This window comes from Pseudoxanthomonas sp. LARHCG66 (genome assembly GCF_052871755.1).
In genome coordinates, this window is record NZ_JBIXJW010000001.1 from 334,763 (window position 1) to 360,062 (window position 25,300).

Annotated in this window: 28 protein-coding genes and 1 tRNA gene; 13 read left to right on the forward strand and 16 right to left on the reverse strand. The window is 66.4% G+C overall.

Annotated features, from left to right (window positions below; genetic code table 11):
• Window positions 1-483: 483 nt before the first annotated feature.
• The 9 genes from ACIPRS_RS01560 to efp form a co-directional block, all read right to left on the reverse strand.
• Window positions 484-1,398 carry a hypothetical protein gene (locus ACIPRS_RS01560; RefSeq protein ID WP_446537286.1) on the reverse strand — a complete coding sequence of 305 codons (915 nt, stop codon included), beginning with the start codon at window positions 1,396-1,398 and terminating at the stop codon, window positions 484-486.
• Window positions 1,399-3,069 carry a sensor domain-containing diguanylate cyclase gene (locus ACIPRS_RS01565; protein WP_446537287.1) on the reverse strand — a complete coding sequence of 557 codons (1,671 nt, stop codon included), beginning with the start codon at window positions 3,067-3,069 and terminating at the stop codon, window positions 1,399-1,401.
• Window positions 3,070-3,156: 87 nt separating this feature from the next.
• Window positions 3,157-4,089, reverse strand: coding sequence for a GTP cyclohydrolase FolE2 (gene folE2 / locus ACIPRS_RS01570; RefSeq protein ID WP_446537986.1), 933 nt, complete (start codon window positions 4,087-4,089; stop codon window positions 3,157-3,159).
• Window positions 4,090-4,203: 114 nt separating this feature from the next.
• Window positions 4,204-4,911, reverse strand: a complete 708-nt coding sequence (locus tag ACIPRS_RS01575) for a phytoene/squalene synthase family protein (protein WP_446537288.1) — start codon at window positions 4,909-4,911, stop codon at window positions 4,204-4,206.
• Between the two features lie 98 nt (window positions 4,912-5,009).
• On the reverse strand, window positions 5,010-5,771 hold the full coding sequence (locus tag ACIPRS_RS01580; RefSeq protein ID WP_446537289.1) for a phosphoglycolate phosphatase: 762 nt from the start codon (window positions 5,769-5,771) through the stop codon (window positions 5,010-5,012).
• On the reverse strand, window positions 5,702-6,421 hold the full coding sequence (gene ubiG / locus ACIPRS_RS01585) for a bifunctional 2-polyprenyl-6-hydroxyphenol methylase/3-demethylubiquinol 3-O-methyltransferase UbiG (protein WP_446537290.1): 720 nt from the start codon (window positions 6,419-6,421) through the stop codon (window positions 5,702-5,704). Before ubiG ends, ACIPRS_RS01580 begins: the two co-directional genes overlap by 70 nt.
• Before the next feature lie 149 nt (window positions 6,422-6,570).
• Window positions 6,571-7,911 carry a TRZ/ATZ family hydrolase gene (locus ACIPRS_RS01590; RefSeq protein ID WP_446537291.1) on the reverse strand — a complete coding sequence of 447 codons (1,341 nt, stop codon included), beginning with the start codon at window positions 7,909-7,911 and terminating at the stop codon, window positions 6,571-6,573.
• An 11-nt stretch (window positions 7,912-7,922) separates the two neighbouring features.
• Window positions 7,923-8,132, reverse strand: a complete 210-nt coding sequence (locus ACIPRS_RS01595) for a hypothetical protein (protein WP_142125174.1) — start codon at window positions 8,130-8,132, stop codon at window positions 7,923-7,925.
• Window positions 8,132-8,698: an elongation factor P gene (efp, locus tag ACIPRS_RS01600; protein ID WP_192200898.1), complete on the reverse strand. Its 567-nt coding sequence runs from the start codon at window positions 8,696-8,698 to the stop codon at window positions 8,132-8,134. The genes ACIPRS_RS01595 and efp overlap by 1 nt, the downstream gene beginning before the upstream one ends.
• Window positions 8,699-8,799: 101 nt before the next feature.
• Between efp and epmB the strand changes: the two genes are divergently transcribed.
• Both epmB and ACIPRS_RS01610 read left to right on the forward strand, forming a co-directional pair.
• A complete protein-coding gene (epmB, locus tag ACIPRS_RS01605) occupies window positions 8,800-9,819 on the forward strand; it encodes an EF-P beta-lysylation protein EpmB (protein ID WP_446537292.1) in 1,020 nt (339 codons plus the stop codon).
• A gap of 97 nt (window positions 9,820-9,916) precedes the next feature.
• Complete coding sequence (locus tag ACIPRS_RS01610) at window positions 9,917-11,992, forward strand: EAL domain-containing protein (protein WP_446537293.1); 2,076 nt, start codon at window positions 9,917-9,919, stop codon at window positions 11,990-11,992.
• A 319-nt stretch (window positions 11,993-12,311) separates the two neighbouring features.
• Here ACIPRS_RS01610 and htpX read toward each other — a convergent pair whose 3' ends face one another.
• A complete protein-coding gene (gene htpX, locus ACIPRS_RS01615) occupies window positions 12,312-13,193 on the reverse strand; it encodes a protease HtpX (protein ID WP_192200895.1) in 882 nt (293 codons plus the stop codon).
• 121 nt (window positions 13,194-13,314) lie between these two features.
• Between htpX and gluQRS the strand changes: the two genes are divergently transcribed.
• The 6 genes from gluQRS (at window position 13,315) to ACIPRS_RS01645 (ending at window position 17,008) form a co-directional block, all read left to right on the forward strand.
• Window positions 13,315-14,235: a tRNA glutamyl-Q(34) synthetase GluQRS gene (gluQRS, locus tag ACIPRS_RS01620; RefSeq protein WP_446537294.1), complete on the forward strand. Its 921-nt coding sequence runs from the start codon at window positions 13,315-13,317 to the stop codon at window positions 14,233-14,235.
• Between the two features lie 45 nt (window positions 14,236-14,280).
• The gene (gene phbB, locus ACIPRS_RS01625) at window positions 14,281-15,021 is read left to right on the forward strand and encodes an acetoacetyl-CoA reductase (protein ID WP_192200893.1); all 741 of its coding nucleotides are present in this window, start codon (window positions 14,281-14,283) and stop codon (window positions 15,019-15,021) included.
• A gap of 183 nt (window positions 15,022-15,204) precedes the next feature.
• On the forward strand, window positions 15,205-15,708 hold the full coding sequence (phaR, locus tag ACIPRS_RS01630; RefSeq protein ID WP_142125167.1) for a polyhydroxyalkanoate synthesis repressor PhaR: 504 nt from the start codon (window positions 15,205-15,207) through the stop codon (window positions 15,706-15,708).
• Between the two features lie 75 nt (window positions 15,709-15,783).
• On the forward strand, window positions 15,784-16,524 hold the full coding sequence (phbB, locus tag ACIPRS_RS01635) for an acetoacetyl-CoA reductase (protein ID WP_446537295.1): 741 nt from the start codon (window positions 15,784-15,786) through the stop codon (window positions 16,522-16,524).
• Between the two features lie 54 nt (window positions 16,525-16,578).
• Complete coding sequence (locus ACIPRS_RS01640; protein ID WP_155944648.1) at window positions 16,579-16,749, forward strand: hypothetical protein; 171 nt, start codon at window positions 16,579-16,581, stop codon at window positions 16,747-16,749.
• Between the two features lie 43 nt (window positions 16,750-16,792).
• Window positions 16,793-17,008 carry a hypothetical protein gene (locus ACIPRS_RS01645; protein WP_446537296.1) on the forward strand — a complete coding sequence of 72 codons (216 nt, stop codon included), beginning with the start codon at window positions 16,793-16,795 and terminating at the stop codon, window positions 17,006-17,008.
• A gap of 3 nt (window positions 17,009-17,011) precedes the next feature.
• Here the strand turns inward: ACIPRS_RS01645 and ACIPRS_RS01650 are convergent, their stop codons facing one another.
• From ACIPRS_RS01650 to ACIPRS_RS01675, 6 genes are all read right to left on the reverse strand, one after another.
• A complete protein-coding gene (locus ACIPRS_RS01650) occupies window positions 17,012-17,452 on the reverse strand; it encodes a phage tail protein (protein ID WP_446537297.1) in 441 nt (146 codons plus the stop codon).
• A gap of 79 nt (window positions 17,453-17,531) precedes the next feature.
• The gene (locus ACIPRS_RS01655; protein ID WP_446537987.1) at window positions 17,532-17,960 is read right to left on the reverse strand and encodes a VOC family protein; all 429 of its coding nucleotides are present in this window, start codon (window positions 17,958-17,960) and stop codon (window positions 17,532-17,534) included.
• Window positions 17,961-18,034: 74 nt separating this feature from the next.
• Entirely contained in the window at window positions 18,035-18,283 is a 249-nt protein-coding gene (locus ACIPRS_RS01660) for a hypothetical protein (protein ID WP_446537298.1), read from the reverse strand.
• Between the two features lie 34 nt (window positions 18,284-18,317).
• A complete protein-coding gene (locus tag ACIPRS_RS01665) occupies window positions 18,318-18,860 on the reverse strand; it encodes an SRPBCC domain-containing protein (RefSeq protein ID WP_446537299.1) in 543 nt (180 codons plus the stop codon).
• Window positions 18,857-19,768: a M48 family metallopeptidase gene (locus ACIPRS_RS01670; protein ID WP_192200883.1), complete on the reverse strand. Its 912-nt coding sequence runs from the start codon at window positions 19,766-19,768 to the stop codon at window positions 18,857-18,859. Before ACIPRS_RS01670 ends, ACIPRS_RS01665 begins: the two co-directional genes overlap by 4 nt.
• 17 nt (window positions 19,769-19,785) lie before the next feature.
• Window positions 19,786-21,624 (reverse strand): formylglycine-generating enzyme family protein, encoded by a 1,839-nt coding sequence (locus ACIPRS_RS01675; protein WP_446537300.1) that lies wholly within the window; start codon window positions 21,622-21,624, stop codon window positions 19,786-19,788.
• Window positions 21,625-21,759: 135 nt separating this feature from the next.
• On the opposite strand from ACIPRS_RS01675, the gene rnd reads away from it, so the two are divergent.
• The 5 genes from rnd (at window position 21,760) to ACIPRS_RS01700 (ending at window position 25,209) form a co-directional block, all read left to right on the forward strand.
• Entirely contained in the window at window positions 21,760-22,869 is a 1,110-nt protein-coding gene (gene rnd / locus ACIPRS_RS01680) for a ribonuclease D (protein WP_446537301.1), read from the forward strand.
• A 17-nt stretch (window positions 22,870-22,886) separates the two neighbouring features.
• Window positions 22,887-22,962, forward strand: a tRNA-Ala gene (locus tag ACIPRS_RS01685).
• 538 nt (window positions 22,963-23,500) lie between these two features.
• Window positions 23,501-24,373, forward strand: coding sequence for a hypothetical protein (locus ACIPRS_RS01690; RefSeq protein WP_446537302.1), 873 nt, complete (start codon window positions 23,501-23,503; stop codon window positions 24,371-24,373).
• Window positions 24,366-24,692 (forward strand): STAS-like domain-containing protein, encoded by a 327-nt coding sequence (locus tag ACIPRS_RS01695; RefSeq protein WP_446537303.1) that lies wholly within the window; start codon window positions 24,366-24,368, stop codon window positions 24,690-24,692. The genes ACIPRS_RS01690 and ACIPRS_RS01695 overlap by 8 nt, the downstream gene beginning before the upstream one ends.
• 4 nt (window positions 24,693-24,696) lie before the next feature.
• Window positions 24,697-25,209, forward strand: coding sequence for a hypothetical protein (locus ACIPRS_RS01700; protein ID WP_446537304.1), 513 nt, complete (start codon window positions 24,697-24,699; stop codon window positions 25,207-25,209).
• Window positions 25,210-25,300 lie beyond the last annotated feature (91 nt).

Sequence of the window (25,300 nt, forward strand, 5' to 3'; positions counted from 1 at the left end):
CGCCAACGTTCACCACCCGGGCGCGTTGCGACGCGTCACGACCGGCGGTCGCCCTCTGTTTCAGGAGGCGCGGTTCGACATCCGCATCGATCCCCTGCTCGTCCTCGAACGCGGAAAGTAAACGCCAACGTTCACCACCCGGGCGCGTTGCGACGCGCCACGACCGGCGGTCGCCCTCTGTTTCAGGGGGCGCGGTTCGACATCCGCATCGATCCCCTGCTCGTCCTCGAACGCGGAAAGTAGACGCCAACGTTCACCACCCGGGCGCGTTGCGACGCGTCACGACCGGCGGTCGCCTTCTGTTTCAGGGGGCGCGGTTCGACATCCGCATCGATCCCCTGCTCGTCCTCGAACGCGGAAAGTAGACGCCAACGTTCACCACCCGGGCGCGTTGCGACGCGCCACGACCGGCGGTCGCCCTCTGTTTCAGGGGGCGCGGTTCGACATCCGCATCGATCCCCGGCTCGTCCTCGCGCGAGGCGGCTAGAGTCGACCGAGGAAACGACTGGCGGGACCGTCCGCCAGATCACGCGGGCGGACCAGCTTGGGATTCGGCCGGCCGACATCGGGCCAGGCGGCCTCAAGCAGCGCGTCAGACGCCTTGAACGTATCCGCTCCGGCATGCGTCAAGCCCAGTTGCGAACGCAGGGCGGCGATGGATGCATCCAACGCCGGATCGTCCAGTTCCAATGCATCGACCGTATCCCAGACCGGCAACGCCCCGACGACAGTCTCGGCGCCAACTGCATTCTGCTCCAGCGTCTTGTGCTTGGGCTTGAGCATTTCCCGTACTTCTTCCTGCAGTTTTCCATAGTCGACATCGGGGAACGGCAGGTCGCTGGGCTCGCCAGGCACGATGGGGCGTGCGAGGCGGCCCGCCGGCAGCGCATCACAGTCGGCAAAGGCCCGATACGCGAACTCGCTGCACAACATCCTGCCGGAATCGGCGCGGATCGCATGCTCGGTGGCCTCCCGGATGAGCCAGCGCAACCAGACCGGCAGGTGCCGCGGCTTGCCCCGCAGCGCAACCAGCAAACCGATCGTCACCAGGTCGTCCTGCGCGAACGTCGTGCCAATCAACGAGCGCGCGTGGCGGAGCACCGTCGCGCGATCATCCACGCCCAACGGCGTGCCGTCGGCGGCCAAGGACCGATAGGCGTCGACGAAGACCACCGGTCCCCCGGGCGACAGCCGGGCGGCCAATGGACTTTCCTGGACTGCCGGACGGATGCCCTCGATCAGCAGGCCGTTGTCCGATACCAGCGACACATGGCTGTACGGACTGTCCCCGAACCACGCGATCAGCTTGGACAGCTGGCTCTTGCCCAGCATCAGCAGCAGATCGCCGATCTGCAGTTGCTCCACGGGAAAACGTACGGCGGCGGCTTCCTGGTTCACTCAAGCATCTCCGGGTTGCGGGGAAAGGTCGCCTGTCACGCGATCACGGCCTGCGGACTTGCTGGAGTACAGCGCCGTGTCCACGCGCTCCAGCAGGCGTTCAAAGGTTTCGCCAACGCCCAACTGCGCCACGCCCAGGCTGAGGCTGGTATCGATCACGCGACCGTCGATGGTCAACGGCCGGTTGTTCACTGCTTCGCGCAGGTGTTCGGCCACGGTCAGCGCGTCATCAAGTGCGGTGCCGGGCAGGATCACCAGCATTTCATCGCCGCCGTAGCGCCCGAGGAAATCATGCTTGCGCAGCTTCCCGCGGGTACGGGTGGCCACGAGCCGCAGGCTCTGGTCGCCCACCGGGTGGCCGTGCTCGTCGTTGATCCGCTTGAAGTGGTCGATATCGAAGAACACCACCGACAGCGGCGTGCCACGCACGTGTGCGAGGTCCACTTCGCGCTGCAGTTGCTCGATGATCGCGGTGCGCGACAGCACGCCCGTCAGCATGTCGACGGCGGCGATGCGACTGGCGCGGTCGCGGTCGCGGCGCAACTGCTGCATCTTGTCGGCCAGGCCGACCGTCAGTACCAGACCGGCCAGCGCGAAGCCGAGCGGGAACGCATGTATCAGCCAGGCGGGCCCCACCCACCAGCCGAGCAGTTCGCCCACGCGCGCGGCGGTAAGCGAGATCATCGGGAGCCATGACAGCAGCAGGAAGAACGCCGGGCGCTCGTTGCGCAACGCACCCCGGACGCAAGCCAGCAGTACGCAGGCTGTCGCCACCAGCAATATGAGATTGCCCGCGCGGGGAACCAGCAGGCTGGTACTCGCCAGGGAAGTGAGCATCAGGCCGCCCAGCAGCACGTTGCACGCGCGCAGCACGCGCGCGAGAACGGGGCTCCAATGCGCCAGATCCAGATAGAAGGCGAGGAAGGTATTGCTGGCGATCACCGACAGCATGCCGGCTATACGGGACATCCGCGGGTCCGCACCCAACGCATGGCCGAAGACCTCGATGCTGCGCAGTTCGCCGCCCGCAAGCGCGAGGAACAATGCCTGCGAAAGCAGGGTCAGCGCCAGGAATCCGTAGCTGCGCTCCCCCAGCCCGATGCAGAACCCCAACGCCAGCACCGAGAGTACGCACATCGCACCCAGCACCATCGCCCGCCATGCCACGTGTTCCAGGTCCTGTCGATGGACATCACGCAAGGGCTGGATCGACAGCGGCATCGGCGTGCCCCCCACCGAGATCACCCGCAGGTAGAGGGGCTGGCCGGCCCGGACACCTTCCGGCAACGGGAACGCCAGCGCACGCGCCGAGAACGCGAGGTCGGCGTCTGCGCCGAACAAAGCGCGCACGACCGGCGGGCCTTCACTGGTCCAGAGTTCCATCCGATTCTGGTACGGCGCGCGCACCACCAGGTGCGGTTGCAGGCCTGCATCCACGTCCACGGGGCTGACGACGCGCCACCAACGGGGCGACGTCTGGGATTCGAAGATCACGCCATCGCGGGCGGCGGCGGCAAACTGCGCATCCACTTTGCCGGACACGACATCGCGCGCCGGCGGATCGGCGTCGAGCCGGGCCAGCGAAAGCGTTTGCGCGGTGGCGGGCATCGCCCACCCGATCAGGCAGAACCAGAGCAACCAGTCTCTGGCCAGGCGCCGTGGATTCCCCATATCCATTCCGCCGAGCGGTCAGCGACCGAGCTTAGCGCGGATCAGGCCATAAATGTGAAGTGGCGCCGGCCTTGCCGACTGGCGGCCTCAGTCGTTGCTGCCGCTCACGCGGGCCACCGCGTCGTGCGGGTGCAGACTCTCGTAGTGCGCAACGGTGGCATCGTAACGGGCAATGCGGGCGTCACCTGACAGCACCGACGCCACGCGACGCGCGGCGTCTTCGCAGAACATGAGGTTCTCGGCATTGAGGCGTGCAAAGGCCTGCTCATCCACGCGCTTGACTGCGGTCTGCACCGGGGTGCCGAGCGCGGCTTCGATGGCGTCGATCAGGGCGACAAGGGGCAGCTCGTCGAACTGCGGGCGCAATTCCACCCGCATGCTGGCCCGGCTGCGCTGCGCGTGCGGCGTGGCGGCCAGGCCGCGCTCGGAGGCCAGCCAGTCGTGCACCACATTGACCGACAACGGATGCGCAGCGGCGAAATCTCCCGCAAAACGCTCCGCGTTGGCCTGCCGCGACAGCGCCGCCGAAGCCGGGCAGGTGCTGGAATACTCGACGGCAAACGACAACGCCAGCACCAGATGGCCGTCGGCCAGCGTGGCTTCGATTTCGACCGGATAGCGCTTCCAGCCGGCATAGTCGCTTTCCAGCGCCTTCCGCTGCAGCAGTGCTTCGTAACGGATCTTCAGGCGGGCGCTGGTTGCCAGGCCGGCCTGCGACGCCACGCTGTCCTGCAGCAGATGGCGCAGGCCCGCAGGCGTGATCGCTTCACGCGCCAGTCCATCCTGCAGTTGCAGGTAGAGGCGCGACATGTGGATACCGCGCGCATCCGCGTTGGCCAGGTTCACCGACAGGTCGATGCTGGCGGCCACCTGCAGCTGTCCACCCTGACCGTCCGCGATGCGGACCGGCAATGCGATGTTCTCCATGCCCACCCAGTCCAACGGGCGGGCCAGGGGCACGCGCTGGTGAGCGACATCGGGAAGGTCGGCGCGGGGCGCCTGGGGAAGCGAGGAAGACATCGTCATGCACGGGGGGGACTGGATGCCGCGCATTGTACCCCCTGCCCTGAATCCCCAGATGAAACAGTCCGTTACGACCGTTTCCTGCGTCTATCGCCACGATATGCGATGCCTTCAATCGCCGCGTGCCGCACGCCAGCCGGTGAGCAGGAGCACGGGGCGCGAAGGCAACGGGGCGGGCGCGCCCAGTCGGGACAGACGTTCCAACCTGCCCCGCGCATACGCAGCGAAAACGCGGCGCTCGCGGGCACCCGCCCGCCCGCCCTGCCAACGTCGCAGGACGTCCGCGGCCCACCCTCGCACGGCAGCGGTGTCTTCTTCCCGCCGGAACGCCATCGGCACGGCCGCGACGCCGCCATCGGCCAGGCTCATAGCCAGCACCTGCGCAACGACCGCTTGCACGTCCGGCGCACGCCCCAGCACGTCGGCTTCCACCGCCGCCACGGCTGCGCCGTAGCCTGCCAGCGCCGCGAATGCCTCTTCGCTCCCAGCCTGCGCTCCACGTGCCGCCGCCAGCGCGGGCAAGGCATCGGCCAATGAAGACCATGCGGTCCGCACAGGCTCCAGCCTGCGCCCCAGCGGATGGCGCGAACGTTGTCCGCTCCAGCCGCGCAGTTCTTCGCCCCACCATGCGAGCTTCGCGTCTGCTGGCAGCGGATCGCCGCTGACATTGAGTGCATCGTCGAATTCCTGCAGCAGCGCGAACCACGCCACCGCCGTCTCGCGGCGGGCGGGCGCCACGAAGATCTCGCCCACCGACCACTCGGGCCAACGCGTGCGCCATTTTTCAAGAAAGCTGTCGAGGGCGGCGGAGTCGGACATCGCGGATACGGTGTGGGAGCGACGTCAGTCGCGATGAAGTTGCAGGGAAAGGCCAGGCAACCGCGCCCGGATGAACGCCATCATCGGCCGCTCGCGACTTACGTCGCTCCCACCAGGCGATGGAAGAAGGGCCATGCGGCCGGCTTGAGGAGGTCCGCCGGCTGTTCCAGCATCACATCCGCCCCCCACGCCGCCGGCACCTCGTGCGCCTGGCGATAGCCCCACAGCGCCGCAATCGACGGCATGCCCGCCGCGCGCGAGGCCTGGATGTCGCGCTCGTCGTCGCCCACGTAAACGCAGTCGGCGATCGCGATGCCGATGCGCTCGGCGGCTACCTGCAAAGGCAGGGGATGCGGCTTCTTTTCCGCCAGCGTGTCGCCTCCGATCAGCACGGCACACCGCGTCTCCCAGCCCAGTTGCGGCAGGATGTCGCGGGCCAGGTATTCGGGTTTGTTGGTCACGATGCCCCACACGCTGCCGGCCTGCTCCAGCGCTCCAAGCATGTCGGCGACACCATCGAAGAGGAGACTGTGGCGACCGAGCTCTTCCTGGTAGATCGCCAGGAATTCAGGCACCAGCGCCTCGCGCGGACCCTCCTCCATGGCGGGGAAGGCAGCGGCCAACATCGCGCGCGCACCCTTGGATACGTGCGGCCGCAGGGTATCCAGTGTCATCGCATCGACACCGCGCGATGCGCGCATCCGGTTCGCGGTGGCCAGCATGTCCGGCGCGCTGTCCAGCAGCGTGCCGTCCAGGTCGAACAGCGCGGCGCGCGGGAATCCCCGCGCCGTCACGGCTTCACCGCACTGGCGAGGTAGTTCACGTCGGTGCGCGAGGTCAGCCGTGCACGCTGCCGCCATGGTTCATAGGCCAGGCCGGTGACGTCCAGCAGCTGGAAGCCCGCATCGCGCAACCAGCGTGCCAATTCTGCCGGGCGGATGAATTCCTTGTAGTGATGCGTGCCCTTCGGCAGCAGCCGTGCGATGTACTCGGCGCCGACGATCGCCAGTGCGAAGGCGGCCGGCGTGCGGTTCAGCGTGGACAGGAACAGGTGTCCGCCGGGCTTCAGCAGCGTGTGGCAGGCGCGGATGATGGAAGCCGGATCCGGCACGTGCTCCAGCATTTCCATGCAGGTGATCACGTCGAAACTGCCGGGACGCTCTTCGGCCAGCGATTCGACGGAACGCAGCTGATAGTCCACCTGCACGCCCGATTCCAGCTTGTGCAGGCGCCCCACCTTCACCAGCTCGGGTGCCAGGTCGATCGCGGTGACATGCGCGCCCTCGCGCGCCAGCGCTTCGCTCAGCAATCCCCCGCCACAGCCGACATCCAGTGCGGTGGCGCCCGGCAGGCGCGCACGGTCACGCACGTACTGCAGGCGGACCGGGTTCAGCGCGTGCAGCGCCTTCTGCGGACCATCGGGGTCCCACCAGCGGTTGGCCAGCGCGCCGAACTTGTCGAGTTCGGCCTGGCTGAAATTGTCGTCGAGGGGCGAAGTCGTGGTTGTCATGCCGCCATTGTAGAGCGGGCTGACCCCGCGAGGCGCCAATTCCGTCGTCAGAGCGAACGCCGGGACCCAGCTCGCTCTTGCTTGGAGCAGCATCGGGAACAGCAAACACAACGTCCACATGGATCTCAGCGTTCGCTGGGATGACGCTGTCAAGACAGCCGGATACCCGCAATCCGTTCGCGCCACTGGCGCGCATTGGCGATGACGCCGTCGATGTCCATCTCGACCAGCACGCGCTGCCGCAGCTTCGCCTTGCCGGCGATCCACACATCGCTGACCTGCTGGCGGCCGGTGGCATAGATCAGCTGCGACACCACGTGGTGCAGCGGCTGCGTCTCCAGCGCGGACAGATCCACGCAGACCAGGTCGGCCTCCTTGCCCGGTTCGATCGAGCCGATGCGGTCGTCGAAGCCGATCGCCTTCGCGCCGCCCAGCGTGGCCGCGCGCAATGCACTGAACGCGTCCAGTGCCGCGGCATCCTGCGCCACCGCCTTGGCCAGCAGCGCTGCCGTGCGGGTCTCACTGAACATGTCCAGATCGTTGTTGCTCGCACAGCCGTCGGTGCCGACCGCCAAGGTCACACCTGCACGCTCCAGGGCGCAGGCCGGACAGAAACCGGAGGCGAGCTTGAGATTGGATTCCGGGCAGTGCACGACACTGACGCCACGCTCGGCACAGAGGTGGATCTCCGCCTCGGTGAGCTGGGTCATGTGGATGGCGATCAGACGATCGTTGACCAGCCCCAGCCGGTCCAGCCGCGCGATCGGGCGCTGTCCGTGCTTCTCCAGCGACTGCTCCACTTCTTGTGCGGTCTCGTGCAGGTGCAGGTGCACGGGCACGTCGAGCTGGTCGGACAGCATCCGCACGCGCTCGAAGTTGGCGTCGTTCACGGTGTACGGCGCATGCGGGGCGAACGCGGTCGCGATCAGCGCATCGTCCCGCCACTGGTCGTGCACTTCGCCGGCCTTCTCGAAGTACTCGTCGTCGGATGCCGCCCATGCCGTGGGGAAATCGATCACCGGCAAGCCGACGCGGGCACGGAAGCCATGGCGCTTGTACGTCGCGGCCTGGACATCGGGGAAGAAGTAGTTCTCGTTGACGCAGGTCGTGCCGCCGCGGAGCATCTCGGCGATCGCCAGGGTGATGCCGTCGGCAACGAAATCCGGGCCGATCACTGCACCCTCGATGGGCCAGATGTGCTGCTGCAGCCAGACCTTCAGCGGCAGGTCGTCGGCGACGCCGCGCAACAGCGTCATCGGGTTGTGGGTGTGCGCATTGACCATGCCCGGGATCAACGCGGCATCAGGTCGCGCTACCGTCTCGCGCGGCGCGAAGCGGGTGCGCGCTTCGGCGAGCGGGAGGATCGCGACGATGCGGCCGGCGGTGACGGCGACCGCGTGGTCTTCCAGCACGACCCCGTGCGGGACGACCGGCACCACGAAGCCGGCTTCGATCAACAGGTCGCAGGCTTCGGGGGTGCGGTCGCTCATGGGGCCTCGGCTCAGAATCCCAGCGTGTAGGTCAAGCCGATGGCGCCGGCGCCGAACAGCAGCCAGCACAGCAGCATCAACGCCAACGCGCGCCCGTAGTTCAGCCGCGGCACGCTGGGGAACAGCCGCGGCAGGGTCACATTCCAGCAGAGCATCACGCCCAGCGCGGCGATCAGCACGCCGACGGCCCAGACACCCAGGTAAAGCGCCAGCTGTTCCATCACTTCACGCGGCTGACGTATTCACCGGTACGGGTATCGACCTTGATGATCTCTTCCTGTCCGACGAACAGCGGCACGCGCACGACGGCACCGGTTTCCAGCGTGGCCGGCTTGCCGCCCGTACCGGCGGTATCACCCTTCACGCCCGGGTCGGTCTCGGTGATCTGCAGTTCGACGAAATTCGGCGGGGTCACCTGGATCGGGTTGCCGTTCCACAGGGTCACCACGCAGTCTTCCTCACCCTTCAGCCACTTTTCGGCGCCGCCCATGCCGGCCTTGTCGGCCTGCACCTGCTCGAAGGTTTCCTGCTGCATGAAGTGCCAGTACTCGCCGTCGGAGTACAGGTACTGCATGTCGGTATCCACCACGTCGGCCGCTTCCACCGAGTCGGTGCTCTTCATGGTGATTTCCTGCACGCGGCCGCTCTTGATCAGGCGGTACTTCACGCGGGTGAACGCCTGGCCCTTGCCCGGCTTGACGTATTCCGTGTCGTTGATGATCGCCGGTTCGTTGTTGATCAGGATCTTCATCCCGTTCTTGACGTCGTTCATGCCATAACTGGCCATGCATGTGCTCCTGGGGTAAGGCGTACCCGCCGCGCAGGGCGGCCGGCCGGATAGAATGGGAGACCCGCCGGACCCGGCGGGTGCTTGTTTTCTGGCCCGACATGATAACCGCAGCCCCCGAACCCCGACAGCCCGTCCCGAGGCCCGCACCCCGCTGGCAACGGGCCTGGCGCGATGCCGTGCGCGACCCGCGCGAGCTGCTGTCGTCGCTGGGGTTGGACGCGCTGGCCGGCCGCGTCTCGGACGAGGCGGCCGCGCAGTTCCCGCTGCGCGTGCCGCGCGGTTTCGTGGCCCGCATGCGCCATGGCGATCCGCACGACCCGCTGCTGCGCCAGGTGCTGCCGCTGGACGACGAAATGCGTCCGGCCACCGGCTATGGCCTGGATGCCGTGGGCGATGGCGCGGCCAGGACGGGAACCGGCGTGATCCAGAAGTACCGCGGCAGGGCGCTGCTCGTGGCGACCGGCAGTTGTGCGATCAATTGCCGGTACTGCTTCCGCCGCCACTTTCCCTATTCGGACGAGACCGCGGCACGCGAAGGATGGCGGGAAGCCGTGGCGCTGATCCGCGCCGACACGGGCGTGGAAGAAGTACTGCTGTCCGGCGGCGACCCGTTGTCGCTGTCGAACGCCAAGCTGGCCGAGCTCACCGACGCGCTGGCGGAGATTCCCCACCTGCGCCGCCTGCGCATCCACAGCCGCCTGCCGGTGGTGCTGCCCGAACGCATCGACGATGGCCTGCTGGCCTGGCTGGCCGGCCTGCCGTGGCCAGTGACCCTGGTCATCCATGCCAACCATGCCAACGAGTTCGACGACAGCGTCGACGCGGCGCTCGGGCGCCTGCGCGGCGCCGGTGTGCACTTGCTGAACCAGGCGGTTCTGCTGCGTGGCGTGAATGACGATGTCGAGGCGTTGGCGGACCTCAGCGAGCGCGGCTTCGCGGCGGGCGTGCTGCCCTACTACCTGCACCAGCTGGACCGGGTGGCCGGCGCGGCGCATTTCGAGGTCGACGACGCGCGGGCAAAGACGCTGCATGCGGCACTGGCCGCCCGGCTGTCCGGGTACCTGGTGCCGAGGCTGGTACGGGAAGTCGCTGGCGATACCGGCAAGCGCCCGCTGTGACCCACCGACGGCAGGCCATGTCCGCATCTGCGACGCCTGCATTGGACTCACCTGCCGCGTTCAGGTATTAAACGCGCACCCCTCGCGGACACGCTGCATGCAGATCGGCAAAGACACCACGCTACGACTGACCCTGGTGGACGACAGCGCGGAGGACGCGGAAGCCATCGTCTCCACGCTGCGCAACGGCGGCATCGCCGTGCGCCCCCTGCGACCGCTCGACGCAGCGGAACTGGGCCAGATGGTGACGGCACAACCCATGGACCTGCTGCTGGCCTCGCGCACGGCCAAGGGCATCCCGCTGGCCACCGTGCTGGGCCAGGTGGATGCCAGCGGCAAGGACATCCCGGTCATCGTGCTGGCCGACACGATCAGCGAAGCCGAGTTGCTGGCCGACCAGGCCGCCGGCGCACGCGCGATCGCGCTGCGCGGGCGCCCGGAACACGTGCTGACGGTGCTGCGCCGCGAATGGGCCGACCTGGACGCACGCCGTTCGCAGCGCCGGCTCGAAGGCCAGATGCGCGAGACCGAGCGCCGCTGCGACGCCCTGATCTCGTCCTCGCGCGACCCGATCGCCTACATCCACGAAGGGATGCACATCCGGGCCAACGACGCCTACCTTGAAATGTTCGGCTTCGAGTCCTTCGAGGATGTCGAAGGCCTGTCGCTGCTGGACCTGGTGGCCCCGCAGTACGTCAACGACTTCAAGGCCCTGCTGAAGAAACTCAGCAAGGGCGAACCGCCGCCGGCCCGCTTCGAACTGGAGGCGCGCAGCATCGATGGCGACAGTTTCCCGGCCACGCTGGAGTTCGCCACCGCCACCTACGAGAGCGAGCCCTGCGTGCAAGTGGTGTTCCGCCGTCGCGAGGAGTTCGACCCGGAACTGGCGCGTGAAGTCGAAGACCTGCGCCAGCGCGACATGGTCACCGGACTGATGAACCGCCCCACCTTCCTGCGCGAGCTGGAGAATGCCGTGGCCCAGGTGGCCCGCGGCGAAGACCAGTACGCGCTGCTGCTGATCGAACCGGACCATTACCAGCGCCTGCTGCAGGACATCGGCATCGATTCGGCCGACGACCTCGCAGCCGCGCTCGCGGCGCGCCTGGCGGAAAAGCTCGACGACCAGTGCACCGCCGCACGCTTCGGCGAGCGCACCTTCGCCGTGCTGCTGCGGGGCAACCACGCCCACTCCGCCGCGCTGGCCGACAAGCTGCGTGCTTCGTACGCCTCGCACGTGTTCAACGTGGGCGAGCGTTCTGCCTCGGTCACCGCCAGCATCGGCGGCGTGCAGATCGGCGAGAAGATCGCCAGCATCGGCCAGGTGCTCACGCGCGCCACCGACTGCCTGCAGACCGCCACCAACCTGGGCGGCAACCGTTTCGAGATCTTCGACCCCGGTGCCGTGGACCGTGCCGAGGAAGAGCGCGTGCAGAACTGGATCAAGCGTCTGCAGGAAGCCCTGCAGGACGGCAGTTTCCGCCTGCACTTCCAACCGGTGGTGAGCCTGCAGGGCGAGCCCGGCGAAGTCTACGAGGCGCTGCTGCGTCTGGAGTCCAATGGCGAAACGGTGCTCCCGCAATCCTTCATCGGGATCGCCGAGGACAACGGCCTGCTCGATGCCATCGACCGCTGGGTGGTGAACCGTGCCATCGAGGTGCTGGCCGAGCGCAAGCGTGCGGGCCACGACACCCGCCTGGTGGTGAAGGTCAGCCCGGCTTCCTTCGCCGACAACCGCCTGCTCGACCTCATCGCCCGGGAGCTGGCCGCACATGACGTGCCCGGCAGCCGGCTGTGGCTGCAGACGCCCGAGGCCAAGGTCTTCACCCACCTCCGCCAGGCGCAGGCGTTCCAGTCGGCGGCGGCCAAGCTGGGCTGCCAGGTGGGCCTGGAACATTTCGGCGCGGGCCTGGATTCGTTCCAGTTGCTGTCGCACTTCCAGCCGACCTTCCTCAAGATCGACCGCGTCTTCAGCGAAGACCTGGGCAAGAACACCGAGCACCAGCAGAAGATCCGCGAGATCGCCGAGCGCGCACAGGCGCTGGGCATCCTGACGGTGGCGGAACACGTGCAGGACGCCGCCACCATGGCCTTCCTGTTCACCGCCAGCCTGGACTACGTGGAAGGCAACTTCCTCGCAGCTCCCGGTCCGGCGATGAATTACGACTTCAGCTGACATGGCTCATCCCTCTCCCCGCAAGTGGGGAGAGGGGGACTGCCTCGCCGTGCTCGTGCCTTGAAGAAAACGACGCGCTTGTATCCTTCTCCCCGCCTGCGGGGAGAAGGTGCCCGAAGGGCGGATGAGGGGCGCTCTTGGCGCCGATCCTTCCGAAGCGCAGCGACCGCAGGGTGATCGAATACTGGATGTCCACGGACAACTTCCTCCTCCTGCTGCGCCTGAATCAAGTCAGTTGCTCCCCTACCGTGCAGGAAGAAGCAAACAAAAAACCCGCCAGAAGGCGGGTTTTTTTGTTCAAGGTTCACTGCCTGGTCGCTCAGGCCATCGTGCCCTGCTGCGCGCGCAGGGCGGCGATGCGCTGCTCCAGCGGAGGGTGGCTGAGGAACAGCTTCTTCATGCCCTGGCCGATGCCGCCGGCGATGCCGAAAGCCTCCACTTGCGCCGGCAGCGTGCTGGGACTGTGCTGCCGGCCCAGTCGCTCCAGCGCGGCGATCATCTTCTGGCGGCCGGCCAGCGTGGCGCCACCATGGTCCGCACGGAATTCGCGGCGGCGCGAGAACCACATCGCGATCATCGTCGCGAACAGGCCGAACACCACTTCCAGCACCATCACGATGATGTAGTAGCCGAAGCCGCGTCCACCGCCCTCGCGGTTGCCCGACAGGAAGCCATCGACGATGCCGCCCACCACGCGGGCCAGCACGATGACGAAGGTGTTCAACACGCCCTGCAGCAACGCCATGGTCACCATGTCGCCGTTGGCGACGTGGGAGATCTCGTGGCCCAGCACCGCTTCGGCTTCGTCCTGGTTCATCGAACGCAGCAGACCCGTGGACACCGCCACCAGCGCATTGTTGCGGTTGGCACCGGTGGCGAAGGCGTTGATTTCCGGTGCGTCATAGACCGCGACTTCCGGCATCCCGATGCCGGCGGCCTGCGCCTGGCGCTTCACGGTGGCCACCAGCCAGCGCTCCAGGTCGTTGCGCGGCTGTTCGATCACCTGCGCGCCGGTCGCGCGCTTGGCCATCCACTTCGAGGTGAGCAGCGAGATCAGCGAACCACCGAAGCCGAACACGGCCGCCATCACCAGCAGGCCGCCCATCTGGTTGGGATTGACGCCCAGCAGGGACATCACGAAGCCCGCCAGCACCAGCACGGCCAGGTTGGTGGCCAGGAACAATGCAACACGCGTGAACAAGGTTTGTATCTCCGGGGGACGTGCACAGACAGACGCTAACGTCGCAGAATTGTGGCTGCCGCCCCGCGAATTCAAGCGGCTGGCTGACTGTGCGGTTCAGTTTTCCTCCCTCTTCCGACGAATGACCACGACCGATCCCTCCCCCGTGTACCGCGGGCGCTTCGCGCCTTCGCCCACCGGCCGCCTCCACTTCGGTTCGCTGGTGGCTGCGCTGGGCAGCTGGCTACTGGCCCGCCACCATGGCGGCGAGTGGCTGGTACGCGTGGAAGACCTCGATCCGCCGCGTGAAGTGGCCGGTGCCGCGCAGGCGCAACTGGACACGCTGGCCGCGTTCGGCATGGCATCCGATGCGCCCGTGGTCTGGCAAAGCACGCGTCACGACCTGTATGCCCAGGCCCTGTCGCGCCTGGTCGCAGAGGGCCTGGCCTTCGAATGCCGCTGCAGCCGGAGCGCGCTGGCCGACGCGGGTGGCATCCATCGCGCCTGCGTGGCGAACGACGCCCATCGCATGCCGGCCGTGAGGTTGCGGGTGCCCGATGGCGCCCATGTCGCGTTCGAAGACGGCTTGCAGGGCACGGTACAGCAGGCGGTCGATCGCGAGGTCGGCGATGTCGTCCTGCGCCGCGCCGATGGCTTCTGGGCCTACCAGTTGGCCGTGGTCGTGGACGACGCCGACCAGGGCATCACCGACATCGTGCGCGGGGCGGACCTGCTGGACTCCACCCCGCGCCAGATCCTGTTGCAGCGCGCGCTGGGTCTGCCCACGCCGCGCTACCTGCACCTGCCGCTGATCGTCGATGCGCAGGGACAGAAGCTGTCCAAGTCGATGGCGTCGTTGCCCATCGACGATGACGACCCGCTGCCCGCGTTGCTGGCCGCCTGGCAAGCGCTGGGCCAGCCGGTGGAGACGCTGGCGGGCATCGGCAACATCACCGGCGCGATGCACGCCGCCAGCCGCGGATTCCGCCCCGAACGCCTGCCGAAAGTGACATGCATGACCTTCGCTGCATCGCACAACAAGCCTGTCGCGGGCGCTGTCTAGAATCGGGTGGCCGTCGGCTTGCGGCGGTACAAGGAGATTCCCCACATGACATCGCGCGTCGTCCTGGTCACCGGCGGCACCGGAGGTATCGGTACCGCCATCTGCAAGAAGCTGGCGGACATGGGCCACAAGGTCGCCACCAATTACCGCAATGAAGAAAAGGCCCTCGCCTGGCAGGCGCAGATGAAGGCCGATGGCTACGAGATGACGCTGGTCAAGGGTGACGTGACCTCGCCCGACGAAGCACAGGCGATGGTGAAGGAGCTCGAACAGACGCTCGGCCCGGTCGAAGTGCTGATCAACAACGCCGGCATCACCCGCGACGGCACCTTCCACAAGATGTCCTCGTCGCAGTGGGGCGATGTCATCAACACCAACCTCAACTCGGTGTTCAACGTCACCCGCCCGGTGATCGAGGGCATGCGCGACCGCAAGTGGGGCCGCATCATCCAGATCAGTTCGATCAACGGCCTGAAGGGCCAGTACGGCCAGGCCAACTACGCCGCCGCCAAGGCCGGCATGCACGGCTTCACCATTTCGCTGGCGCGCGAGAACGCCAAGCTCGGCATCACCGTCAATACGGTATCGCCCGGCTACGTGGCCACCGACATGGTGATGGCCGTGCCGGAGGAAGTCCGCGCGAAGATCGCCGCCGACATTCCCACCGGCCGCCTCGGCAAGCCCGAGGAAATCGCCTACGCGGTAGCCTTCCTGGTGGACGAACAGGCGAGCTGGATCACCGGCTCCAACCTGGACATCAACGGCGGCCACCACATGGGCTGGTGAGACCGGGGCGGTGCCATCGGCGCCGCCCTGCCCGCTCCACGCGGCTCGCGCCGCGCGTCCCACCCGCCGCATGCTGCGCAGCATTTTTTCCTTGGCTGAACAGGGGCTCCCTGCCTTGTGGCCTGTTGCAAGGGCTGCTGCGCTGCGTCATGCTGACTCATACGCGTTTAGAGTGAATGCTCAATGGCTGCGATCCGCATCATCAAGAAGTACCCCAACCGCCGTCTGTACGACACCGAGATTTCCAGCTACATCACCATCGAGGACGTGCGCCAGCTGATCGTCGATGGCGAGGATTTCGAAGTCCGCGACGCCAAGAGCGGCGACGACCTGACCCGCACCGTGCTGCTGCAGATCATCAGCGAGCAGGAACAGGACGGCGAACCGGTACTGTCCACCCAGCTGCTCAGCCAGATCATCCGGTTCTACGGCGATTCGCTGCAGGGCTTCATGGGCAACTACCTGGAGCGCAGCATGCAGTTGTTCATGGAACAGCAGCAGCAGTTCCGCAGCCAGATGGGCAGCATGCTGGGCCAGACGCCGTGGACCATGATGAACCAGCTGACCGAGCGCAACATGGAGTTGTGGCAGGAGTTCCAGCGCAACCTCAGCGGCGGCATGGGCCGCCCGACGACGGTCAAGCCGAAGGATCCGCCGCGCGAAACGCCGAAGACGCGCGCGCGCTGAACCACTCCGTAGTGAAACCCGGCCCGCGCCCCGTTGCGCGGGCCTTTTTTTGACCTCGCGACACAGGGATTCCGCATGACGCAACGCATCGCCGTGGTAACCGGCGGCCTGGGGGGCTTGGGCCTGGCGATCTGCCAGGCACTGGCGCGCACCGGCCGCAGAGTGGTCGCCGCCGACCTGCCCGCCTCCGGCGAACAGCTCGACCGTTTCCACGCGCAGACCGCCGGGCTCGATGTCGAAACCGCCACCGTCGACGTGGCCGACTTCGATGCCTGCGCCGCACTCGTGCGCGATGTCGAAGCCCGCCACGGCGCGCTCGACATCCTGGTCAACAACGCCGGCATCACCCGCGACGCCACCCTGCGCAAGATGGACAAGGCGCAGTGGGATGCCGTGATCGGGGTGAACCTGGACAGCGTGTTCAACCTCTGCCGCCATGCCGTGGACGGCATGCAGGCGCGCGGGTTCGGACGCATCGTCAACATCAGTTCGGTCAGCGGCCAGACCGGCAACTTCGGCCAAGTGAACTACGCGGCGGCGAAGGCCGGCCTGCACGGCTTCTCGATGTCGCTGGCGCGCGAAGTGGCGCGCAAGGGCGTCACCGTCAACAGCGTCTCGCCCGGCTACGTGGAAACGCCGATGACCAGGGCGATGCCCGAAGACGTCCGCGACCGCACCGTCGCCGCGGTGCCGGTGGGCCGCATCGGCCAGCCGGACGACATCGCGCGCGCGGTCGCCTTCCTCACCGCCGACGATGCCGGCTATATCACCGGCGCCAACCTGCCTGTCAACGGCGGCCTGTTCATGAGCTTCTGACCGGAATCCCGGTCCCACGCCGACACACTCACCGAATCCACACGAGGCTCCCGCATGAAACTCACCCCTCCCACCTTCGGCGTCTGGCTGATCGCGCTGCTGCTCGGCGGCGGCGGCATCGCCGCCAAGTTCGGCTACGTCCCGGTACTGGCGCCGCACGCGTTCTGGCTGGTGGTCGCCGGCTTCGGCCTGCTGGTCGCCGCGACGGTCTTCAGCAAGCTCTGAACACACCGGATATGCTTCCGGCGTCGATCGTCGGGAGCGCACCATGAATCCGTTCGCGTGGTTTCTGGGCGATGTGCTGACCAGGCCGCGCCTCGTCGTCCCGATCTTGCTGGGAATCGCGGCAGGCGTGGCCCTGTTCCACCTGACGGGCAAGGAACCTTCCTCTGCCGCTATGGCGCTCGGTTGCGCGGCGCTCGGCCTGGTTGCCGGATTCGTCCTGGAATACCTGCGCGACACGCCGCGCGATCCGCTGGACTGACCCCTACTCCATCTCGAAACGCTCGAACGCGATCTCCAGCGTTTCGAACAGCGTGTCGCCCAGCGCCGCGTCCATGGGCGAAGGCGTGTACGCCGCCGGTCGCGCGCGCAGGAAGCGCCAGCGCATCACGGGGTTGCCCTGCTCGTCCAGCAGCGTGATGGCGACGGTGCGTCGCGCGTCGCCGCCGTTGCGGGCCTCGTCCCACCACTGGTACCACGCGAGCGAACCGATCACGCCCCGGCGCAGCACCAGGTTGTCGTAGTGGGTCAGCGTGGACAGCTTGACGGCTTCAGGCGTCTTGTCGTTGCCATTGCGGTATTCGTTGACCTGCAGCCGCGCTTCGGGAAACAACACCTCGGCCACGCCCCCGTCAGGCCCGTCGCCCAGGCCGAGGTCGACGAGGAAGTTCATGCCGGCATACGGGCGATCACGCTGGACGGGCATGGCAGGGGTTCCATGTGGGAAGGGAGATGTACCCGCGTGGGGAACACTCTCTTCCAACGCGATCCTTCGCCCGCAGAGGTCAGGTCGCCTTCGCCTGCCCGATCCACAACCGATTGCCGTCCGGATCGTCTATCCGGAACTCGCGCATGCCGTAGAACGTGGTATCCAGCGCGGGCACCTCCAGACCGTTCGCACGCGCCTGCGCATGGAAGGCATCCAGATCGTCGGGATACAGGTACAGCACGGCCCCGCGCGGCGCGTCCTGGCTCACGTTGATCGACTGATCCAGCATCACCCGGCACTCGCCCCAACGCAGCTTCGCCCAGCCCCAATCGTCGCGTCGGTCCTCGACCGTGAAGCCCAACTTCTCGTAGAACGCGATCGCCTGCGCAGATGGCGGACGGGTTGCATGGGGATGATGCGGGGCGACATGGGGAGTCCCTTCCGAGAAGGAGGTGGCGATCGGACAACGCTCACCCCCCGCAGGATGGGTTGAGCCGAAGGCGATACCCGCCGCGCATGCCCGTCAACGAAGACCAGAGATGGGTATCGCCTTCGGCTCAACCCATCCTACGGAATGCACTACTCGCCTTGCTCCGCTGCCCACACCACGTCGACGCCATCGGATTCACCCACCGCCGTGCGCAGCAGCGCGACGAAACCAGCGCTGGCACCGAGGCTTTCCAGTGCATCGATGGCGGTGTGTTCCACGTAGTAGTCCTGGTCCTTGGACGACTCCTCTTCCATGTGGTCGACCAGCAGCTGGAAATCTTCCTGCGAGATGCTGCCCAGCGTGCGGCCACTGTCCTTTTCCGACAAACGAATGCTCATGCGGTCTTCCCTTCCTCGAACGTTGGAGTGAATGTCAGCGTGGGGCGCCGTCGGTGCCCTTGCGCAGGAAGGTGGCCAGGCCACCCAGTTGCAGGCCCTGCACCTTGTCCACGACGGGCGCGAACTTGCCGATGTCGTCCGGCGTGTAACCGCCGACGCGGTACCACAGGGTGATGCGGGTGCCGTCGTTCTCCGCGACGAAGCGCCATTCCAGCGCGCCGTGCAGGCCCATGCCCTGCAAAGGGCCGAGGCCGCCGGTCATGCGCAGCAGCTTGCCGGGATCGGTGAAGGTGACCGTCATGTGCCACGCCTGCTGCGCGCCGTTGATCTCGCAGAAGCAGCCGCCGGCCTTGTCGGTGATGACGAGCTTCGAGGCATCGCCCCACCACGTATGGTCGGCCGGCCACCAGCGGCCCACCTCATTCACCAGCGCGGTGTAGGCCGCCTGCGGGGCGACAGGCACCCACTCCGAGTTTTCGAGGGTGAAACCGTCCGGCTGCGCGTCCTTGATCGCGGCCTGCGCGGGCGCGGCAACGCACAGCACCGCCAGCGACAGCGCTGCCGGGAGCGACGTCATGGCGCGGCGCCTTCCTTGCAGAAGCGCTGGCGGTACTCCATCGCCTTCGGCATCAGCGCGGTCAGGTTCTGGATGCGCGTGCCGGGATTGGGGTGGGTGGAGGAAAACTCCGGCGGTGCCTGCCCGCCGCTGGCCTCGCTCATGCGCTGCCACAGCGGCACGGCTTCCTGCGGATTGAAGCAGGCAGCGGCAGCCAGCATCAGGCCTACTTCGTCGGCCTGCGTCTCGTGCTCGCGTGCATACGGCAGCAGGTAGCCGTACCCCATCGCGGCCATCACCATCTGCTGCTGTTGCGGGTCCATGCCACTCATCGCGCCGGCCATCTGGCCAATCTGGGTGAGCTTCTGCTGCGACATGCGCTGTGCGCCGTGGCGCAGCAGCGCGTGGGCGATCTCGTGGCCCATCACCACCGCTACCGCATCGGCGTTCTTCGCCACCGGGATCAGGCCCGTGTAGACGGCCATCTTGCCGCCCGGCAGGCAGAAGGCATTCGCCTGGTCGGACTGGATGACGTTGACGTCCCACTCGAAGGTCTTCCAGTTGCCGCTGGCCTGGGTGCCCTTCTCCTGCGCGATGGCGGCTTCGACTTCCGGGATCTTCGCGATCAGGCGTTGCGCGATGGTGCGCACCTGCTGCGCGATCTGCGAATTCGGATCGACCGGCTGCTCCTGCGACAGGATCTCCTGGTAGGCCTGCAGGCCGAGCGCCTTCTCTTCTTCCACGCCGATGGAACCGTCGATCAGCACCTTCTCGCCGGTGTAGGGATCGACCACGCGATTGTTGAGGTAGTAGCACCCGCCATAGACCAGGAAGCCCAGCAGGATCAGCCAGCGGATGTTGCCCAGTCCGCCGCCGCGCCGCCCGCCGCCCTGCCCGTACTGCGAGCGTCCGTTTGGATCTTGCCTCATCACCCTCTCCCTGGCGGCTAGATGCCGCGAACGACGCGGAAGCCCACCCGCGCATTAGTCATATCCGAATCCGACGACGAGCGCCACGCGGCACGTGCCTGCGCCGGCGAACTGGCCCAGGACCCGCCGCGCACCACCCGTGACCGGCAGCCGGGATTGAACCACGCCGCCCCATCCGCCGGGGCGCGCCGGTAGCTGGCATGCCAGCAGTCCGCGACCCATTCGCTGGTGTTGCCATCCAGGTCCTTCAGGCCGAAGGCGTTGGTACGGAAGCGCCCGACCGGCGCCGGGCCCCAGTAACCGTCGCCGTAACCGACGAAGGCGTTGTTCCAGGTGCGCCCGCTGGGCGAGCGGTCGTTGCCCCCGGTCAGGTTGGCCACGCCGCGCGGGGGCTGTCCGTTGCCCCAGGGATAGCGGCCCTGCAGGCCGGCACGCAGGGCGTATTCGTACTCGGCCTCGCTGGGCAGCCGGTAGCCGTGCCCGGTCTGCCCGGTCAGCCATTCGGCGTAGGCTTCGGCGTCGTACACGCTGACGTGCAGCACCGGCATGTCGTCGCTGGCGGGCTGCCCGGTGTAGTCCGAGCGCCAGTCCACGCCGCTGCGGCGCACGAAATTGCCGCTGCGTTCGTCGTAGACGATGGAGTGGCCACGGCGCGTGGCACGTGGACGGTACTGGGTGGCTTCCACGAAGCGGCGGAATTCGCCCACCGTCACCGGGTGCCGCGCCATCGCGAACCCGCGATCGAAACGCACGTAGTGGGCGGGCTTCTCGGCATCGGTGGCATCTTTTTCGTCCTCGCCCGCGCCCATGCTGAAGCCACCGTGCGGCACCACCACCATCGCCGGCCCGCGGCCACCATGGTGCAGCGCGTCGGTGAACGCCTGGCCCGGACGGAACAGGCCGTAGTGCGTGGCCAGGTCGATGCGCTGGCGGAAATCGGCCGCCACGCGGTTGCCGGGCTCGGCGATGCGCAACACCTCGGCCAGCTTCACGCGTGCCTCCTTCAGCCCGAGCGGCGTCGCCATGTCGCGCACGCCGGCATCGCGCAGTTCGGCGATGCGCGCCATGCGGATGGCTTCCACGCGCACGCGCGCATCGGCCACGGTCTGGGCGTCCTCGCGGATCTTGGCGGCATGGTCCAGCCAGAGGCGCGTGGTGTCGAAGTCGCTGGCCAGCGCGGCTTCTTCCGCGCGGCGGATCATGGCGCTCTCCACGGCGGCCAGCCCCTGCATGGCGCGCGGCTGGCCCGGCTTCCACTTCAGCACTTCGCGGAAACCCGCCAATGCGCCGCCGCCGTTCTCGCCCAGCGTGCCTTCGCGCAGGGCGCGTTCGCTGGCCACGTTCAGGCGGGTGAGCTGATCGGCCTCGTCCACCCGCGCGAGATAGGCGACGACCGCCGGATCGGCCGGGGCCACGGTACGCGCCACGGCGGCGATCTGCCGTGCGCGACGGAGGGCCTCGGTGCGGTCCTCGGCATGGCGCATCACCTGCGCGCCCTGGTCCAGCAGGCGATCCAGGCTGCGGCCGAGGCCGGTCTTCGCGCGCGCATCGCCGGCATCGAGCCGTTGCAGTGCGAGGTAAAGCGGGATCGCGTCGTCCGGCCCATCGAACAGGCGGCCTTCGGACAACGCCCGCGCCGCACGCCGGTGTGCGTCAGCGGCATCGCCGGGCACCAGGGCCACGGCGGGCGGGCGCCAGTTCAGTTCGTCCACGCCGCTGTCATCGCCCGTCACCGTCACGCTGGGCATGCGTACGGCATCGGCGGCGTTAGCCGCTTCGTCCGGCGTCGCCGCATCGCGCGAACACGCGGCGAGCCACGGCAGCGAGATCAACAAGGCGGCAAGAATCGCGCGCAAACACCCTCCGTGATGGGAGCCAGCAGCCCCCGTGAGAGAATGCCGGCAGACACTACCGGCAGACGATACGGGCTGAGCCCGGACCTTAGGTTATTGTCCCCTGACTGAGCAAACCACGCATCACGCGGAGATTTCGTGCCCCACTGGATCGACACCCCCACCGCGCTGGACGCGCAGCTGCAACGCCGGCCCACGCGGATCGGCCTGGATACCGAGTTCGTGCGTGAACGCACCTATTGGCCGCAGCTGGCGCTGGTGCAGATCGCCATCGACGACGACGTGCTGCTCGTCGACCCCCTGGTGCCGGGCATGACCGATGCGCTGAGGCCGTGGCTGCTGGACACCACGATCACCAAGGTCATGCACAGCGCCAGCGAAGACCTGGTCGCGTTCAAGTTCGCCTGCAATGCGTTGCCCACGCCGTTGTTCGATACGCAGATCGCCGCTGCCATCGGCGGGGTGGCCGCCGGTCTGGGCTACCAGAAGCTGGTGGAACGCATCACCGGCGTCGTGCTGCCCAAGGGCGAGACCCGTTCGGACTGGCTGCGCCGCCCGTTGAGCGAGTCGCAACTCCACTACGCCGCCGACGATGTGCGCTATCTGTTCGCGGTGCACGACGCGCTCCGGACCGGACTGGCATCCAGTGGCCGCCTTGCGTGGCTGGAAGAAGACTGTGCCCGCTTCGTGGAGAACGCGGCGCACGACGAGGGCGAACGCTGGCCGCACCTGTCCATGCGCAGCGCGCAGTTCCTCGATGCCGACGCGCAGCAGCGGCTGGTGCGCCTGCTGCGCTGGCGCGAGACGCAGGCCCGCGCCAGCGACAAGCCGCGCAGCTGGATCCTGGACAACGAGCTCGCGGTGGGCCTCGCCCGCACGCCGCCGGTGGACAAGGCGGCGCTGCTGCGCCTGTTCGACACCCAGCCCAAGGCGCCCCGCAAACTGGCCGACGCCATCTGGCAGACGCTGTCCACGCCGCTGGACGACGAAGCCGGCATGCCGCTGGCGCGCAACGCCACCGATGGCGACAAGGCGCAGGTCAAGCGCCTGCAGGATGCGGTGTCCGCCCGCAGCGCCGAACTCGGCCTGCCGGACGGCGTGCTGGCCTCGCGCCGGTATCTGGAGGCGCTGCAGGAATCGGGCCAGTGGCCCGCCGCGCTGTCGGGCTGGCGGCGCGGCGAACTGGAGCCCGCCCTGGCGCCCATCCTGGCCCGCGCGGGCTTGGCACAGGAAGCGGCCACGGGCTAGAATGGCGCCGCTCTTGTGGGGCCATAGCTCAGCTGGGAGAGCGCGTCGTTCGCAATGACGAGGTCGGGAGTTCGATCCTCCCTGGCTCCACCATCTTACCGTCCTAGACGGTGCAACCAAGGCCGGAAACCCCTAGAAGCATACGGGTTTCCGGCCTTTCTTGTATCCGAGGTAGTCCAGCCTACACCGTCCGAATCCGGCGGCAACTGGCAGTAAGTTTGGCGGTAATCGGGGCGCCCCAAAACCTGTTACCGCCAGGGAGCCGTCCAATGCCACTCATTGATACCTCTATCCGCAAGGTCAAACGTCCCGCGCCCCGGCGAGAAGCCGCTAGATCTGCGCGAGGGCAACGACCTTTACCTCGAAGTTCCACCGCAGCATGCGAAGCGCTGGCGGTACGACTATCGGGAGACCGTTATTGTTACGATTGGCCGTTCAGTATTCGAGCTTCCGACGGATGGAGTTGATCAAGGACGCGGAACAGAGGCGACGGCACCTAAGAGCGGTGGAGCGCCGCCAACTTGCCCGTACCCGGAAGCTGCGGAACAGAAGGTCGTCCGCTGGTCCGTCTGCTCCTAGGTACACGGACGAAGTTGTCGTTCAGGCGCCTGGGGAATTTTCACTTGAGGGCGTGTATCACGATGAGGTGGTCAAGCTCTTGAGATCAATCCGGAAGGCTTTCAAGGAGGGCCACCCGGTCTGCATCGATTTTCGACCAACAGAGAGAATGGTAGCTGGAGCGACCCTGCTGCTGTTCTCAGAACTGCACCGTTTGAAGGAGATGTTTCCTGCAAGGCCACTGCGCTGCATTGCGCCGAAAGATAAAAAGGTTAACGAGGTATTGCAGCACCTGAAACTGTTCGAGCTGCTCGGCTACTCGAGCTCGGTGGTCCCAACTAGTGCAGATGTCATCAGCTGGAGGACTGCATCCTCTGCTGTTGTGGATGGCGGAAAGGTTGGAACCATCATCGAAACGTACAAATCGATTGACGGCATCAGAGCTAAGCATGTCTTCCGTGGCGCCACGGAAGCAATGATGAATTCAATGAACCATGCGTACATTGATGAACGGCAAGATGGACTTCCCCGCCCGCCATCCGGCAAATGGTGGATGTTCTGCCGCCAAGATGAGGACAAGCTAGTAATCGCGGTCTGCGACTTGGGAATTGGAATTCCGCGCTCGCTCCCCATTCTCTACACCGAAGAATTGATTGCGAAAGCGGTCTCCAGCATCAGCCGAGGCAAAGTCCGATCTGACGCACGGATGATCGAAGCGGCGATGGAGATTCAGAGGACGCGCACGAAGCGCAAAGGCAGAGGAAAGGGACTGAGTGACATTCGGCGACTAGTGGACGAAGTACACGGCAGTCAGCTCTATTTGTTCAGCAATCGCGGCCTCGTCAAGTACATTGGCGGGGCCTATCAACGACGAAACTACGCAACCTCGATCAAGGGCACCGTAGTGCTCTGGGTCGTCCCTTTGAAAGACGAACCAAATGACTGACATAACAGTTATCAACATCGGAAGAGACTTTAGTCGATATCCAGTCGGCAGATACCGAACGGATGGCGACGCCAACGGTGAGGCATTTCGAGACGACATTCTCGCGCCCAAACTCGCCGTGGGCACCCGCGTCCGCATTGAACTTGATGACGTCCTAGGCTACGGGTCTTCCTTTTTGGAAGAAGTTTTTGGAGGCTTAGTCCGCATGAACTACACAGCGAAGAAGCTAGAAGAGCTTCTCGAGATTGTCAGTGAGGACGACTCTTTGATTGCCGAAGTCCGAGGCTACATAAGCGATGCAGCCAAAGAGATGAAGTGAAGTCATGGATATCGAGATGAAGGATCTAGCCTCAATCGGTACCGAACTCGTTACCTGGGTATTGGTTATCGTGGGATGGATGGTGGTTAGTGACCAACAGGCCACGAGGGAGCGTTCTAAGAACAGCACAGAGAGGCTTGACGCATTCCGTAAGCAACTAGCGGAGATTGAGCATCTCGCGATCAGCTTTCATACCCACACGTACAAGGTAGGTGACGCAAACACCCTGCTACGCAAGTTGGGGCGACTCTCCCGAGAGGCAAGCTACCTGCGAAAGCAGGGCCTGATTGGGCTCGGAACTTCTGAGGATGTCCGGTCGGTGCGAAGCGCGATCACCCTGAAGAACTTTGATCGCGGCACTCATCGCATCCAAGCCAGTGACTCCTCGCTAGTACAGACGATTGAAGCGGTATGCAACGACCTTGATAGGCAGTTCGTCGAAGCGTCTTTCCTAACTTTCAACAGCGAAAAGCGACTGAGAGACTCGCTGAAGGAAATCTTCAAGAAGCGACTGTGATAGCGAGCGCGGAGCAATTTCTAGTAGCTCACCTCGTTTTTTTCCATTTGAGAGCTCACCGTTAGCTCGCCATCTAGACCGGCACGCAACG